Origin of the sequence: Subtercola vilae, from assembly GCF_004923255.1 — a bacterium.
GTDB lineage: Bacteria > Actinomycetota > Actinomycetes > Actinomycetales > Microbacteriaceae > Subtercola > Subtercola vilae.
Window position 1 is genome coordinate 1 of record NZ_QYRT01000060.1, and the last position, 14,284, is coordinate 14,284.

Genomic DNA, 14,284 nt, shown 5'->3' on the forward strand with positions numbered 1-14,284 from the left:
CAACAACCGTAGGCTGCACTCAACCCTCGGCTACGTCTCACCAGCCGAATACGAGCAAGCCCACTACGCGACCCTCAACCGAGAGCCGCAACCCGCATAGGAGCGGCAGAAAACCTGGGGCGCTTCAATGACCGCTTGAATCCGCCGTAGTTCAAGGTCCCTTTTCTCAAACGACCCGATCCTTGAAAGACGCAGCACAGTCTGGTTCGATAAAGTCGACCTGCCGTTGCTCCGAATTTCCGGCAGGGTCACTCAAGCCTTCAAACATCTTCGCGGCGCAGGGCCTACCTGCTGTAGGGGGCGGGCATCAGGGTGTACTTCGTCTCGAGGTATTCGTGGATGCCCTCATGGCCACCTTCGCGCCCCATGCCGGACTGCTTCACTCCGCCGAAGGGAGCGGCAGCATTCGAGACCACACCCACGTTCAGGCCCATCATTCCGGTATCGATGAGGTCGATCATCCGATGCGCGCGGTTTGAGTCGGAGGTGAAGACGTAGCCGACGAGCCCGTAGGGCGTGTCATTCGCGATGCGCACGGCATCGTCTTCGTCGACGAAGCGCCGGATGCCGACGATCGGAGCGAAGATCTCTTCCGTTGCCAGCAGCATGCCGTCGCCGACCCGGTCGACGACCGTCGGCTGGAAGAACGTGCCCGGCCCGTCGATCGGATCCCCTCCGGCTCGGAGCACGGCGCCGTGCGACACGGCATCGTCGACGAGTCGGCTCGAATTACGAACCACCCTGTCGTCGATCAGTGGCCCGATGTCGACGCCGGGCTCCGTGCCCCGCCCGACGTTCAGCGCACTGACGCGCTCCGTGATCGCATCGGCGAATCGATCGGCGATGCCCTGCTGCACAATGAAGCGGTTCGCCGCCGTGCACGCCTGGCCGATGTTGCGGAACTTCGCGGTCATGGCCGCGTCGACAGCGAGCTCGAGGTCGGCATCGTCGAAAACGATGAAGGGAGCGTTGCCGCCGAGTTCCATCGACGTACGAAGAACGTTGTCCGCGGCCTGTTTGAGCAGGGTGACCCCGACCGGCGTCGATCCCGTGAAGCTGACCTTGCGAAGTCGCGGATCGGAGATGAGCGCGTCAGAGAGCTCGATGGTGTCCGTCGTCGTGATGACGTTCAGCACACCGGCCGGCACGCCTACCGTCACAAGAATGTCGGCCAGGGCGAGGGTGGTCAGCGGCGTCAGGGTCGCCGGCTTCACGACCATGGTGCACCCCGCAGCGAGGGCAGGGGCGATCTTGCGAGTGGCCATGGCCAGCGGGAAGTTCCACGGAGTGATGAGGTAGGCCGGGCCCACGGGCCGATGGGTGACGATCATCCGCCCCGTCCCCTCGGGGGTGCTGCCGTAACGCCCATCGATGCGCACGGCCTCCTCAGAGAACCAGCGGAGGAATTCGCCGCCGTACGCCACCTCGCCGTAGGCCTCTGCGAGCGGCTTACCCATCTCGAGGGTCATGAGAAGAGCGAGGTCGTGCTTGCGCTCCTGCAGGAGGTCGAATGCGCCCCGGAGGATCTCGGCGCGCACCCGTGGAGGGGTGCTACCCCAGCTCTGCTGCGCCGCCACGGCATGGTTGAGCGCCCGGACGCCGTCGGCGACCGACGCATCGGCGATCGTGCGGATGACCTCACCGGTCGCCGGATCCATCACCTCGACCGTGCGCCCACCGGAGGCCTCTACCCACTCCCCACCGATCAGCAGCCGGTCGGGCACAGCATTCAGTACGGTGCGTTCGTCATGCTCGGTGATCATCGGGCAGACTCCATTTCGTCGAGGATCGGCACGAGGTGTTCGCGAAAGAGCGGGTAGTTCTCGGCCATCGGGAAGTGGCCGATGCCGGTCATGGTTCCGCCCTTCGCGCCGGGGATGGCGTCGAGCGCAGCGGCCGTGTCAGCCGGAGTGCAGGCGTGGTCGTACTCGCCGGTCAACAGGTACACCGGGATGCTGCCGGTGTCAATCGTGCGGGCGGAATCCCTGAGATCGAAGTCCTGAGAGTAGAAATATGTGTCTCCCCGGTAGATGCCGGGGCCACCCTGGCTGTAGATCCACCACACCTCGCGGCGGGAGGCCTCCGGGCTGTGGGGCGACATGAGGCTGTGCGTCCAGCTGGCCACCGAGACCTGGGCGTTGATGCTCGGGTCGAGCGGCCAGTCGTTGAAGCGGCCCTCGACCTTCAATGCTCCGGAGAGGCCGATCACACCGCGCCAGCGCTGGGGATCCCGACGGGCGAGCTCGATCACCAGGGAGCCTGCCATCGAGCAACCGAGCACGATCGGCCGATCGAGGGAGAGCGACGCACTGAAGTCCTCCACCAGCCCGACGTACTCGTCGGTCGTCAGGAGGTACTCCTGCTTCCACCAACCCGCGGGCGGCAGCGACTTGCCATGCCACGGGAGATCGAAGGCGATGACGCGAAACCGTGCGGTCAGCTCGCGGTCGGCCAGAAGATGCCGGAACTGCCGGGCATCAGCGCCCGCCGTGTGCAGGCAGAGCAGCACCGGTCCCTCACCCGCCTCCTCGAAGTAGACCCTCTGCTCGACTCCCCGGGAGGTGAAACTCACGTACCTGCCGACGACATCCTCGATCTCAGCCATTGCTCCGCCCGATCTCCACTATACGATTGAGCACCCGGAGGTGCCTGATGAGCGAGGTGCGGCCCTCGACGATCTCGATGCCGCCCGGGGCCTTCGTCAGTGCCAGCAGGTCATGCCGGCGCGGTGCCGCGTCAGGGTCGGCCAGTTCGGCCCAGGCCGAAACTGGTGCCCGCAGAACGATCGTCTCGGCGCTGTGACGGGTGAGAGGATTCGTCTCGGCTGCGACGCCCTCAGCAGAGATGCTCATCCACGTCGTCGTCCCTCCGATGCACTCGGCACGCACGATCACATCGGCCCCGCGCGAGATGTGTCCCAGCTCGGCGTCGGTATTCGCTCGGGCGCAGAACAGCAGAAGACGCTCGGGAAGAGCCTGGCCATTCATCATCGTCGCCCACCCCCACCGATGGAGCCGACCAACCCGTGAAGAGGGCTCGATGCTCCGACTTCCAGGGCGGAGACGGTGCCGAGCACATCGCCATCGTGGCCCGGCAGGAGGATCGACCCCGGGCGCCCGCTGAGCATCCGTTTCACGAGAGCGAAACCCTTGTACATGCCCACGAGATCCGTCACCGAGACAAAGGGCATCTCTCGCTCCAGCTCCTCGCGGAAGTGCACCGCGTCGGAGGCTAGCAGCACCATTCCCGCGCTTGTCTCTACGGTCAGCATGCTCTGCCCAGGGGTGTGCCCGCCGACCTCGATGATCTCGATGCCGGAGGCTAGCTGCAGGGATCCCGAGAAGGTGCGCACCCGCCCCTCGTCGCGCATCCGCAGCAGAGCATCGACCTCATCGCGTTCGGTGAAATGGGCGATCTGTGGACGCGTCGAAACCTCTGAGGCCCAGAAGTTCAGCTCGGCCTCTGCGACGATGATCGTCGCGTTCGCAAAGAGTCCCAGGTTGCCGATGTGGTCGTAGTGCGCATGAGTGACGACGATGTCGAGCGGTGCGTCGAGGTCGATTCCGAGCTCCCGATAGGCCGTCGCCGGATCCACGAGCACGGTGCGACCCCGGCGGGCGGCAGCGCCGGCAGCGAAGCCGGTGTCGACGAGAACGGTGCGCTCTTCGTCCCGGATGATCCAGAAAAAGTAGTCGACGGTGTGCGCCCTGTCGGCATCGCCGTAGATACCGAAGTTCAGAAAGACCTCACTGCGGCGTGCCAGACGCGTGCCGTGACGCACCACGACGACCTCATACTGCTCACTCGTCATTGGCTGGGCACTCAATCGTTCAAATCGCGGCGAAAGGTCTCGGGCAACCACTTGATCAGGATCGGAAGAGCGATGAGCGCCACCGCCCCGAGGTACCACGAGGGCGAGATGGAGGTGCCCGTGCCAGCGACCAGGGCCGTGGCGACGAGGGGCCCAGGCCCGGCGATGAGGGCCAGAGCGAGATTGTAGCCGAGGGCGCTGCCCGAAGATCGGGTCGCCGCAGGGAACAGCTCGACCAGCAGCACCACGTTGGACACCGAACAGAGCGCCTGGCAGATCCCCAGCAGAACGACACCCAGCACGATCAGCACGGGATTGCCCGTCGCGAAGAGAAAGAACGACGGGATCGACAGCACGACGAAACCGACGGTTCCCGCGATGTTGACAACGCGCCGCCCGATCCGGTCGGAAAGGATCCCGGCCACCGGGCAGAGGAGCATGTAGATGAACAGCCCGATCCCGCTCATCAGGAGAGCGGTCGTTCGGTCGAACCCGAGAGCCGTCGTGAAGTGGTTGTTCATATAGGTCGCGAGGTAGTAGATCCCGAGGCCCGAGACGCTGGAGAAGGCGAAGGTGATCAGGATGGCGAAGATGTTCTTCTTGCTGCCGGTCTGACGAAGCGGCGAATCAGCGACCTCCTTGTTCTCAGCCAGCTTGGTGAACACCGGGGTGTCCCCGAGCTTCAGCCTGATGTAGAGACCGATCAGAGCGAGCGGCAGCGCGAGGAGGAACGGGATGCGCCACCCCCACGAGGAGACGAAGCCGCTGTCGAGGGAGGAGATGCCGAGGGCGACGAAGCTCCCGACCAGAAAGGCGAGCGCGGCCGTTCCGGAGATCAGGCTGCCGTACAGGCCCCGCTTGGCGGCAGGGGCACTCTCGACGAGATAGGCGGCCGAACCGCTCCACTCCCCTCCGGCGGCAAGGCCCTGGATGCAGCGCAACAGAACGAGCAGGATCGGCGCAGCGACACCGATCGTGGCGAAGTTCGGGAGGAGCCCCATGAGGAAGGTCGAGCCGCCCATGATCGTCACCGACAGTACGAGCGCGATGCGGCGGCCGTGCTTGTCACCAATCGGGCCGAGAATGAACGCTCCGATCGGTCTCATCAAGAAGCCGATGGCGAAGACCGACAGCGAACTCAAGAGGCCGACGACCGGATCGGCCCCGATCGGAAAGAACTGCTGGCCGATCAGCACGGCGAAGAAGCCGTAGATCGCGAAATCGAACCACTCCATGAAGTTGCCGATACCGACGGCGAACGCTGTCTTCACTCTGGTGTCGGCACTCGTCTGGATCCTTGGAGACGTGCGGGTCGAAGTATTGGTGGTCATGGCTGCTACCTCTCTGTAGGAGCTCGGTTCTGCGGGATGAGGGGCCCTCTATTGCGAAGGCGTGAAGGTGATGTCGTTGCGGAGCTCGTAGTAGCGGGCCAGCTCGGTGTGATCGGGCAGCTCACCCCCAACGGTCTCGCGAGCGGTGTTGGCGATCTCGAAGGTCGTTGCGGTGAGGGGACTCTCGGTCCCGGTCTCGGCCGCAAGGTCCCGGGCGATACCCAGGTCTTTGATCATCAGGTCCATACCGAAACCGGAGTCCCACGTGCCGGTGAGGATGTGCTTGGGGAACTTGACCTCCGTGGCCTGGCTCCGCCCGGTCGACGCGTTCAGAACGTTCACCATGACGGCGGGGTCGATACCGAATTTCGTCGAGATCGTCAGGATCTCTGCCGCGGCAGCGATGTTGGTCGCCGACAAAAGATTGTTCAGGGCCTTGGCCGCGTGACCCGACCCGGACGGCCCGACCACGAGGATGCTGCCGGCCATCGGCTCGAGATGAGGCATCGCCCTCTCGACCGCCGTCGGCTCTCCACCCACGATGATCGCCAGCTGGCCGGTGACCGCCTTGGCAGTACCGCCGGAAACCGGGGCATCGACGTACCCGATCCCGTGTTCGGCCGCGCGGGCCGCCAACATCTGGGTGCTGGTCGGCACCGACGAGCTCATGTCGATGACCAGCGCGCCCTCGGGCAGCTTCTCGAGCAGCCGGTCGCCCGTGAGCATGATGCTCTCGACGATTCGACTGTTCGGAACCATGAGGATGACCGTGTCGATCTCCTCCGGCACGGTGTCGAGGGTCTCGAGTGCACGCACACCGAGTTCGTCCGCCAGTTGCGTCGCAGCGGGCCCGACGTCATAGAGGGTCGTGTTGAAGGCAGCGGCGTACTGGCGAGCCATCGGACCACCCATCTTGCCGAGGCCGATGAAGAGTGTGGTCATGAGGCTGTTCCCATCGATTCAATCGGGTTCTGCAGATCGCTCTCCGCCTCGTCGAGCGCGCCGGCGAGGCGGAGAGCGATCTTCTCGGCGACCGCGACGTGTGCCCGGCACGCTTCCTCGGCACGGTCGGGGTCGCCCTGCTCGATGGCATCGACCACGCGCGTCAGTTCGGCCACCATGTGCCTGGCCCGCCCCTCGGAGTGCAGGGTGAGAGCCCGCAATTGAGAGATTCGTGCCTGCACGTTCGACAGCATTTCGCCGATGATCGGGTTCCCGGAGGCATCGATGAGCGCAGTGTAGAAATCGTTCTTCAGCTCGATGAGCATCGGAATCTCAACCCGCTCGGCCTCGGTCCGGATGGCGGCGAGGGCAGCCTGGATACGTTCGATCTGCACCGACGTACCCGACTCGGCCGCCAGTCGACCCGCAGCCGATTCGAGCGTGGCACGTACTTGGTAGAGGTGCACGACGTCGTCGTAGCTCAACGCACTGACGATCGGGCCGACGTTCGCCTCCATCGTGACAAGCCGTTCCGATTCGAGCTGGCGAAGGGCTTCCCGAACCACCGTGCGGCTGACGCCGAGCTCCTCCTCGAGGCGCTTCTCGATGAGACGCATCCGGGGCGGGAAATCACCCGAGACGATCTTGGAGCGGATGTGGTTGACAGCCTGCACGCGCAGAGGCGCAGCCTGACGGATCAGCGCCATCATCGGTATTCAGGACTCCTTGCCGGTGTGAACAGTCACTGTCGGCTCCAGCGGCTCGACGCCGACGACCTCCTGCCACGCCTCGACTCCACCCTGGAAGGCGACGATGCCCGCCTCGGGCAGAGCGATCTCGATGGCTTCGAGAATCTCCTGGGGGGTGAGTCCGAGGTCGAGGCCCACTCGGATGTGGCTCTTGATCTGGGCGCTCGGGGCACGAAGCACCGTCAGACTCAGAACGAAGAGCAACTCCTTCGTCTTCCGATCGAGGGAGCGCTGGTCGAGGTAGGCCGCCGACACCACTCCATTCGCAGCCTGGAGCACAGGGAAGTCTGCCGCCGCCATCACCTTGTGATAGTCGAGCACGTAGCCGCGCTTGCTGGCCATGTCATCGATGTAGTTCTGGGCGTCGTCAGCCATCGGATCCTTCTCCTCGTTGAGTGAGCGCCTGATCGGCGACACCTATCGTATTACGATAATACCGTATGCCTAGAGTATGACGAGGTCGAGCGAGAAAATCAAGGGCCGAGCCGCATAAGTGAGGAGGGGTGAATCTTCTATATCTGTCAAGTTGCGATTGGGGTCGGTTCGGTGACGGTGTGGAGGGTGTTCAGGGCGCGGTAGAGGTGGCGTGCGAGGTATCTTTTGAGGCACCGTCGGATCTCGCGTGAGGTCTTGCCTTCGGCTCTTCGGCGTTCGGCGTAGGCGCGGGTATCGGTATCGTGGACCATTCTGACGACCGTGGCCATGTGTAGGGCCCTGTTCAGACGTCTGTCGCCACCTCGGTGCAATCGGTACCGTGTGGTGTTTCCCGAGGACGCGGGTGTCGGGCTCACCCCGGCCAGCGCAGCGAAGGCTGCTTCTGAACGCACTCGGCCGGGATGCGACCATGCGGTGTAGACCACGGCTGCGGTGACAGGGCCTATACCTGTCTGCTCGGGCAAGGGCGCTGCGGGGCTGGCCTCGAGGAGCTCGGTGGTCCGGGTGTGGTTGTCCTTGAGTTCGGAATCGAGCGCATCGGTGCGTTTCGCGAGTCGGACGGCCTCGGCTCGTGCGGTGGACGCGGCAAGGAACTCCTCACGGGCGCGCCAGTGCGAGATCTCGGTGATCGTGGTGTCGGTGAGAGGCTTTCGCGCGTCGACGCCGAGATCAACGGTGCGTAGGAGGGCGGTGAGGGCGTTAACTTTCGCCGTGCGCTCGATGGTCATCTGCTCCCGGGCAGAGACGACGACCCGCAACGCGGCACGGATACCGTCATCTTGTCGGGGATTACGCAGTTGGGATGGTTCTTGGGGTCAGCCCACGGTTCGGCATAAATGACACGATAGGGGCGCAGGCACTTGATTGTAAGTTTTTGGCGCGGTATCTCTCTCGCCTGACTTCCGCTTGAATACGGGAAGAGAACATCTTGGGCGTTGGCGGCCATAGCGAGCCGTGGACAGGGCGACGACGTGGGCTCCAAACAGGTTTTACACTATCTACGCAACCACACGCCCCGGAAACACGCGAGACACGATCGGTTGCCGCTTCCAATCGTGTTAGATATTCCTTATCGTGAGCTGACCCCTCCACGGCCACCTCACCAGTCCCACTGCTGGCATCGTTCGGCTACCTCTCCGGCCGCCGCCGCCCACAATAGCGGAGCTAACTGGATAAGCATGAGACCACTTTTCGGCCGATTCAACCGCCCGTCAGCGGAAAGCTAAGTGAATCATTGGACAACAAAGCTCCAATCGATTTCGAAACCCGTTGTGCTCGTGCGTCACGCCGGGATCAGTGCTATCGAGTCATTACGCGGGGTGGAGCTCCATTGCGGTGACGGTTGACCCGACCGATTGGAGACGCATCACTGAGTGTTCGCCGCAACGCACACGAGCCTCCCGAAACTCAGTGTCGGTCGTTGGCAGTGCAGCGACTCGCGCGGCGATGCTCAGGCATAGAGCGGGAAGATCTGCCGAGCCGATCTTGTCTGGCAGGCCGAGCCATGGGCGCGTGGTGAGCCTCGGCTCGCTTTCGGCGTTTATCGGGAGCATGCGGATGTGATCGCGGTGGGGTGCCTGCGACGCGATACTCGCAAGATTTTTGAGCTCCTGGACGAACCGCCTGATATGCGACCCATCGACGGCGACGACGGTGAATTCTGCGTTCATGAGGCAGTCAGGCCAGCTGCTGGCGGCGGAAGACGGCGACTCCTGCGGCAGCGCCATTCGCACGCTGATTGCCCGGCGCCGATCAAGCAAAAATGGTTGGACTGAATCAATTAAGAGCACCTCTGGTGCCGCGGCAGGGTCGATCTTGGCGACGCGGACCAGTTCGCTCAGAGACGGGACCAGGTGGGTCGACCCGGTTGGCATTGTGATTTGCCATCCGTTTGGTGCAGAGACCACTCGCACGCCACGAACTCGAGACAGACGCTCCGCAGCCCTCGAGATGAGGGCTGCGGAGTATTTTCCTGCGAGCCACGGCCACGACCAGTCCTTCACGGAGTAACTGCCGCATGCCCCACACATATGCGATCATCCCTGCCTGGTCATGATGTGCCGAAACTAACTCTGATTGAACTATTTCGAGGAGAGTACCGCCTCGATAGCGACGTCTTCGGCGCGAGTGACATTCGGGACGTCCTTGCGGCAACCCATGATGAACAAGCCCGAGGCAACCGTCCCCAAGGCTCCCACGACAAACGCCGCAACGGTGATGTCTGTTCCTGCTGTCAGCATCGAGGTAATGATGATGCCTCCAACAACCGCGCCTATTTGTCCCAAGCTGTTGACGAAGGTGGTTCCGGTTGCGCGAGATTTTGTTTCAAACGAGTCCGCCATGAAATACAGCAGCGCACTGTATGCACCGATCTGGAAGAACAGCCCAATGCTCATAAATAGGACCACCATAACGGCGCCCTGCGCGAGCAGGGTCATCACCGCGAAGGACACACCACCGAGGATCCAGGCTACGGCAATGACATTTCGACGGCTGAAACGGTCACCGAGCCATCCGTGGAATACATAACCCCCGAAAGCAACGATGTTCGAGAGGATTAAGATGATGAGCGCGTTGCTGAAAGTAACATGCTTGCCCTGGGTCAAAAGCGTTGTGCCGAGAATGCTGAACGTCAGGATGCCGAACCAGTTCAGAAAAAATGCAAGCGACAAGAAGATGGTGTTTCGACGCTTGCCCGGTGCGAAGATGTCTGCCAGTGGGGCACGAGCATGTTCAACTGTCACCTTGAAAGTTGCGGCCAACTCTTTAGCCTGCTCCATCTCACCCTGTTTCACCAAGGCACTGATTCGCTGCTGCACCTGAAACTGCGGGCTTTCCTTCATGCGCATACGCATTACCAAGAGCAGGATTGCCGGGAAGGTGGCCACAAGGAAGCTTCCTCGCCACCCGATGCTGGGGAGGAAGATCGCCGCGAGCGCTGCGGACAGCAACACACCAATCGGCCATCCACCCTGCACAATGCTGTAGATGAATCCGCGGTTCCGTTTGATGAACTTGTCGTCTGTGACGTCGTAGATTTCATTGAGATAGGTGGCGTTGATGGCCTGCTCGCTGTAACCGAGACCGGCGATGCTCCGCACGCCAATCAGGTATAGCGGGTTAAATGTCAGCGCCGTTGCAAGCGAGGCGAGGGCCGTTCCACCGATAGTAAGCATCATGCCGCGCTTGCGGCCGATTCTGTCGGCCACGAGACCAAGCAGGATCGCGACGATGAAAGTGCCGACCGACACCCACGTGTTGATCGCGGTGCTCGTGGCTGGAGCCCAGCCGAAGTCTTTCGCCATAACCGGGAGCATGGTACCGAACAGCACAAAGTCATAGACCGCAAAAGTCCACGCGAGAAAAGCCAAAACAGTGGCGAATCGCGCATCCTTCGGGGTGATGGTATTCGGTTTCCAAATATTTGGTGTGGAGGTAAAACTCATGAGTTTGGTTCCTTCCAAGGGTTCTTGTTGTCATAGTTGTCTGCCATTTCGTCAAAGGTTGCCCATTTGATCCCCTCATGGGAATTGATGTGATCGATGAGCCGCTCAAGCATGAGAAGCACTTGCGGGCGCCCTGAAACGTCGGGGTGGATGGTGAAGGTGAAAGTGGCTTCATTGTTTTCGCGATAAACCCAGTCGAACTGGTCACGCCACATCTCCTCCAAATGGCGTGGGTTCACGAATCCGTGACTATTCGGTGCGCTCTTGATAAACATCATTGGAGGCAGGTCATCGAGGTACCAGTTAGCGGGAATCTCGATGAGCTTCGACTCGATGCCGCGCTGAAGCGGCTTCATCCAAGACTCGGCCGGCTGGGAATAGTCGATGGGTGTCCAGGTGTCTCCCACGCGCACCCGGTAGGGCTGGAAGTCGTTGTGCATCAGCGAGTGGTCATATTTGATCCCTCGCTCGAGGAGCAGTTCGTTTGTGACGCGGGAGAATTCCCACCACGGCGCAACGTAACCGGTGGGGCGACGGTTTGTGACGCCTTCGATGAGGTCGATGCATCGGTCAAGAACAGCTGTTTCCTGTTGGCGGCTCATCGCGATGGGGTTTTCGTGGCTGTATCCATGGATGCCGATCTCGTGGCCTTCGTCAACGATCCGGCGGAATTGGTCAGGGAATGTCTCGATCGAATGGCCGGGGACGAACCACGTTGTTGGCAGATCGTATTTTTTGAAAAGGTCTAGCAGTCGGGGTACTCCGACCTCGCCGGCGAACATTCCCCGCGAAATATCGTCGGGTGAGTCCTCGCCACCGTATGAGCCGAGCCAACCTGCGACGGCGTCGACATCGACACCGAATCCGACCAATATCTCTTTTGCCATGCTTGTTCCTCCGTTTGTTGCCTTTAGGCGGTGTTGGTGTGTGCAAGAAAGCGAGTCACGGCGGTATGGGTGGATTCGGGTGAGTCGCAGCTACCGAGCGCCGCGATGACGAGGATACGTAATTGGGGAGCTCTGTAGAGCCCGCCCAGCACAGCACCGCTCCTGACCAGTTCAGCGCCGCCGCCGTCTCCATAGATAGCAGCCGCTCGACCAGTTGCGACGCGCGAGGTGAGAACGATTGGCATGCCTGCAGCGAGCAGCGGTGCTAGCGCGCGCACCATGTCCCGTCCAGGGTTACCTGCTCCCATTCCTTCGATGACGAGGCCTGACGCTCCCGCTTTGACTACCGCATCTAGCGCCGTCGTGTCCGCGCCCGGGTAACACGACACGATATCGACGCGCGGAATGGAATCAGCCCTCAGCTTTTCGGCCGACAACAGTGAATGCCGGATGGGTCGCCAATGGATTGCGATCTGACGGCCCAGCACACCTCCCAGCGCACCATGCGGTGAGTCGAATGCGGCGCTTGACAGAGTGCTTGATTTTCTCGTCTCCGGGACAGACCAAATTTCCCCGTCGAAAACAATCAGCACCCCCAGGCCCCGAGTCCGCTCATCAACGGCGACGATAAGCGCGTTTTGAAGATTGCCGATACCGTCCGACGCACTGTCGCCAGATGAACGCTGAGACCCGGTAAGGATCACTGGTTTGATCGAGTCGTGGAACAGGCTCAGGAAGAAACCGGTCTCCTCCATCGTGTCGGTGCCGTGGGTGATCACGCACGCACAGACCTCCGGGTCGGACAGCACCTGCTGCACTCGGAGGAGGGTGCGCGCCATATCAGACGGCGTCAAGTTGAAGCTGTTGAGTTGGAACAGTTGCTCGACACGCACCTGAATGTCAACAGGCAGGACCGCAGCGCCGAGCAAATCGGCACCAGAGACCGCAGCGATGGCATCGCCTTCGGCGTTCTGCACACTGGCTATTGTGCCGCCCGTCGCAAGTACCACAACAGTCTTCACGCGAAAACCTCTTTGTTTTTTCGATCGTTTCGCCAAACGTTTGGCGATGACCGAAATGGTATAGGCAAACGTTTGGCGAAGTCAATGAGGATTTTTGGTGAAAGTTGCGCCAAGATAGGAATCCGAGTTAGGGAACCCCCGATGTCGATCCGCAACGAGTTACCGAACGCTGCAGCGACAGGTCGAGTGACCCTACGAACGATTGCTGAAACGGCGGGCGTGCATGTCTCGACCGTGTCTCGAATCCTCAATAACCAGCTCGGTGACACACAGCACACCGCAGCGGCGGAGACGGTTGATCGAGTGTTGGCTGTTGCTGCCGGTCTTCGCTACACCCCTAACCCATCAGCCAAGAGCCTTCGAACACGCCGCAGCAGTCACATCGGCGTACTTGTCCCGACGCTGACCGACATTGTGCTGGCGACGATCTATGAGGGCATCGAGGAGGCCGCGGAACGGCACGGTTATTCGACATTCGTGACCAACTCCCAAGATGACCCAGGGCGTCGTGAGCGCCAGACCGCAACTATGCTTGCCCGACATCCAGACGCGATGATATTTGGGGATGCTGACTTCCATAGCGACTTTCTCGAGCGTCAGCGCCGCAAGGGCGTGCCGTTCTGTCTCGTTTCCCGGAGGGTTGAAGGTTTTTTATCTGTCACTACCGATGACTATCGTGGCGGCCAACTCGCTGCGAAACACCTACTGGAACTGGGACTCGTTCGAGCTGCGGTGCTCGCTGGCAAACCATTCGCTAGTACCACCATCGATCGCACTGCCGGGTTTCTCGACACTTTCAAAGCTGCAGGCCACCCCATCGCAGATCACCTCATTCTGTACGGCCCATTTGACACAACCGGCGGACGCGAAGCGATGCAAGCAGTGCTCTCGACGAGAGCGCAGCTCGATGCGGTTTTCGCCACAAACGATTTCGCCGCAATCGGAGCGATGGGTGCACTGCGAGACGCTGGACTTGTCGCCGGAGTTGATGTTGCCGTCATCGGATACAACGACGTTCCGCTTTCAGGAGCTATCCCGATGCCGTTGACCACGATTCACTCGGCCCACAACCGAATGGGCCAGGAAGCCGTCGAACTGATAGTGAAACTACTCAATGGAGAGCAACCAAACTCGGTGCTTTTGCCACCAACGTTGGTTCCTCGTGAATCGACGCTTGGAGTCGCCACCGCGCGAACGATGGAGTTGCAGAGCAATCGGCTTATCGCAACCCAGAAGCGACGACAGTAGCAGAATCACGTACCGCCCGAATGTTCCGGGTGTCGTACTGTACAGCGAGGACCGACTAATAATTCGTCTGATATCCGCAGTGAATAGAAATGGCAATGCTAAGTCCACTCGTCAACGCGCATGAATCCTGGCTGGGCAACATCGAAATCATTTCTGTGGATGCGCTTATCAGAACCACCGAACCCAAGGACACTCCCCGTCGTGACCTTCACCATCACAGCAGCTACGTTCTGGTTCAACTGCTGCGGGCATCAGGGCTCATCGACGAATGAGATGTTCTCCTATTCTGGGGGGCGTTTGAGAAAAAGGAGCTTGGCCTACGTTTAGGTCTTCGCCATTATGTCTGTGGTGTCTTGTTCGGTGAACGGTCGGCGGTCTGAATGGGGTGGATGGTTCAGATGCCTGAAATTGTG

General features: G+C 61.3%; 14 protein-coding genes and 1 pseudogene. 2 read left to right on the top strand and 13 right to left on the bottom strand.

Annotated features, from left to right (window positions below):
• Positions 1–284 precede the first annotated feature (284 nt).
• The 13 genes and pseudogenes from D4765_RS17790 to D4765_RS17850 all read right to left on the bottom strand — a co-directional run bounded on the left by D4765_RS17790 (position 285) and on the right by D4765_RS17850 (position 12,623).
• Positions 285–1,763 carry an NAD-dependent succinate-semialdehyde dehydrogenase gene (locus D4765_RS17790; protein ID WP_136643657.1) on the bottom strand — a complete coding sequence of 493 codons (1,479 nt, stop codon included), beginning with the start codon at positions 1,761–1,763 and terminating at the stop codon, positions 285–287.
• Positions 1,760–2,605, bottom strand: a complete 846-nt coding sequence (locus D4765_RS17795; protein ID WP_136643658.1) for an alpha/beta fold hydrolase — start codon at positions 2,603–2,605, stop codon at positions 1,760–1,762. Before D4765_RS17795 ends, D4765_RS17790 begins: the two co-directional genes overlap by 4 nt.
• Entirely contained in the window at positions 2,598–2,990 is a 393-nt protein-coding gene (locus tag D4765_RS17800; protein ID WP_136643659.1) for a hypothetical protein, read from the bottom strand. The genes D4765_RS17795 and D4765_RS17800 overlap by 8 nt, the downstream gene beginning before the upstream one ends.
• Positions 2,987–3,811 carry an N-acyl homoserine lactonase family protein gene (locus tag D4765_RS17805; protein ID WP_136643660.1) on the bottom strand — a complete coding sequence of 275 codons (825 nt, stop codon included), beginning with the start codon at positions 3,809–3,811 and terminating at the stop codon, positions 2,987–2,989. The genes D4765_RS17800 and D4765_RS17805 overlap by 4 nt, the downstream gene beginning before the upstream one ends.
• An 11-nt stretch (positions 3,812–3,822) precedes the next feature.
• Entirely contained in the window at positions 3,823–5,142 is a 1,320-nt protein-coding gene (locus tag D4765_RS17810; RefSeq protein WP_136643661.1) for an MFS transporter, read from the bottom strand.
• Positions 5,143–5,190: 48 nt separating this feature from the next.
• Positions 5,191–6,084, bottom strand: coding sequence for an NAD(P)-dependent oxidoreductase (locus D4765_RS17815; RefSeq protein WP_136643662.1), 894 nt, complete (start codon positions 6,082–6,084; stop codon positions 5,191–5,193).
• Positions 6,081–6,794, bottom strand: coding sequence for a GntR family transcriptional regulator (locus tag D4765_RS17820; RefSeq protein WP_136643663.1), 714 nt, complete (start codon positions 6,792–6,794; stop codon positions 6,081–6,083). The genes D4765_RS17815 and D4765_RS17820 overlap by 4 nt, the downstream gene beginning before the upstream one ends.
• A gap of 6 nt (positions 6,795–6,800) precedes the next feature.
• Entirely contained in the window at positions 6,801–7,208 is a 408-nt protein-coding gene (locus D4765_RS17825) for a carboxymuconolactone decarboxylase family protein (RefSeq protein WP_136643664.1), read from the bottom strand.
• Positions 7,209–7,354: 146 nt separating this feature from the next.
• Positions 7,355–8,065, bottom strand: a pseudogene (locus D4765_RS17830) (transposase); the annotation flags it as partial.
• 513 nt (positions 8,066–8,578) lie between these two features.
• Positions 8,579–9,142, bottom strand: coding sequence for a hypothetical protein (locus D4765_RS17835; protein ID WP_136643665.1), 564 nt, complete (start codon positions 9,140–9,142; stop codon positions 8,579–8,581).
• A 207-nt stretch (positions 9,143–9,349) separates the two neighbouring features.
• Positions 9,350–10,714: an MFS transporter gene (locus tag D4765_RS17840; protein WP_136643666.1), complete on the bottom strand. Its 1,365-nt coding sequence runs from the start codon at positions 10,712–10,714 to the stop codon at positions 9,350–9,352.
• Positions 10,711–11,601 (bottom strand): polysaccharide deacetylase family protein, encoded by an 891-nt coding sequence (locus D4765_RS17845; protein WP_136643667.1) that lies wholly within the window; start codon positions 11,599–11,601, stop codon positions 10,711–10,713. Before D4765_RS17845 ends, D4765_RS17840 begins: the two co-directional genes overlap by 4 nt.
• Positions 11,602–11,624: 23 nt before the next feature.
• Positions 11,625–12,623, bottom strand: coding sequence for an asparaginase (locus D4765_RS17850; protein ID WP_161580492.1), 999 nt, complete (start codon positions 12,621–12,623; stop codon positions 11,625–11,627).
• Positions 12,624–12,764: 141 nt separating this feature from the next.
• Between D4765_RS17850 and D4765_RS17855 the strand changes: the two genes are divergently transcribed.
• Together D4765_RS17855 and D4765_RS17860 are read left to right on the top strand one after the other, a co-directional pair.
• Positions 12,765–13,871: a LacI family DNA-binding transcriptional regulator gene (locus tag D4765_RS17855; protein ID WP_136643669.1), complete on the top strand. Its 1,107-nt coding sequence runs from the start codon at positions 12,765–12,767 to the stop codon at positions 13,869–13,871.
• Between the two features lie 89 nt (positions 13,872–13,960).
• Complete coding sequence (locus tag D4765_RS17860; RefSeq protein ID WP_136643670.1) at positions 13,961–14,143, top strand: hypothetical protein; 183 nt, start codon at positions 13,961–13,963, stop codon at positions 14,141–14,143.
• Positions 14,144–14,284: the final 141 nt, after the last annotated feature.

Coding starts and splice junctions, on each gene's coding strand:
- D4765_RS17795 (WP_136643658.1), bottom strand. CDS start 2,605: ATGGCTGAGATCGAGGATGTCGTCGGCAGGTACGTGAGTTTCACCTCC.
- D4765_RS17805 (WP_136643660.1), bottom strand. CDS start 3,811: ATGACGAGTGAGCAGTATGAGGTCGTCGTGGTGCGTCACGGCACGCGT.
- D4765_RS17815 (WP_136643662.1), bottom strand. CDS start 6,084: ATGACCACACTCTTCATCGGCCTCGGCAAGATGGGTGGTCCGATGGCT.
- D4765_RS17820 (WP_136643663.1), bottom strand. CDS start 6,794: ATGATGGCGCTGATCCGTCAGGCTGCGCCTCTGCGCGTGCAGGCTGTC.
- D4765_RS17810 (WP_136643661.1), bottom strand. CDS start 5,142: ATGACCACCAATACTTCGACCCGCACGTCTCCAAGGATCCAGACGAGT.
- D4765_RS17835 (WP_136643665.1), bottom strand. CDS start 9,142: ATGCCAACCGGGTCGACCCACCTGGTCCCGTCTCTGAGCGAACTGGTC.
- D4765_RS17860 (WP_136643670.1), top strand. CDS start 13,961: ATGGCAATGCTAAGTCCACTCGTCAACGCGCATGAATCCTGGCTGGGC.
- D4765_RS17845 (WP_136643667.1), bottom strand. CDS start 11,601: ATGGCAAAAGAGATATTGGTCGGATTCGGTGTCGATGTCGACGCCGTC.
- D4765_RS17825 (WP_136643664.1), bottom strand. CDS start 7,208: ATGGCTGACGACGCCCAGAACTACATCGATGACATGGCCAGCAAGCGC.
- D4765_RS17840 (WP_136643666.1), bottom strand. CDS start 10,714: ATGAGTTTTACCTCCACACCAAATATTTGGAAACCGAATACCATCACC.
- D4765_RS17790 (WP_136643657.1), bottom strand. CDS start 1,763: ATGATCACCGAGCATGACGAACGCACCGTACTGAATGCTGTGCCCGAC.
- D4765_RS17800 (WP_136643659.1), bottom strand. CDS start 2,990: ATGATGAATGGCCAGGCTCTTCCCGAGCGTCTTCTGCTGTTCTGCGCC.
- D4765_RS17855 (WP_136643669.1), top strand. CDS start 12,765: ATGTCGATCCGCAACGAGTTACCGAACGCTGCAGCGACAGGTCGAGTG.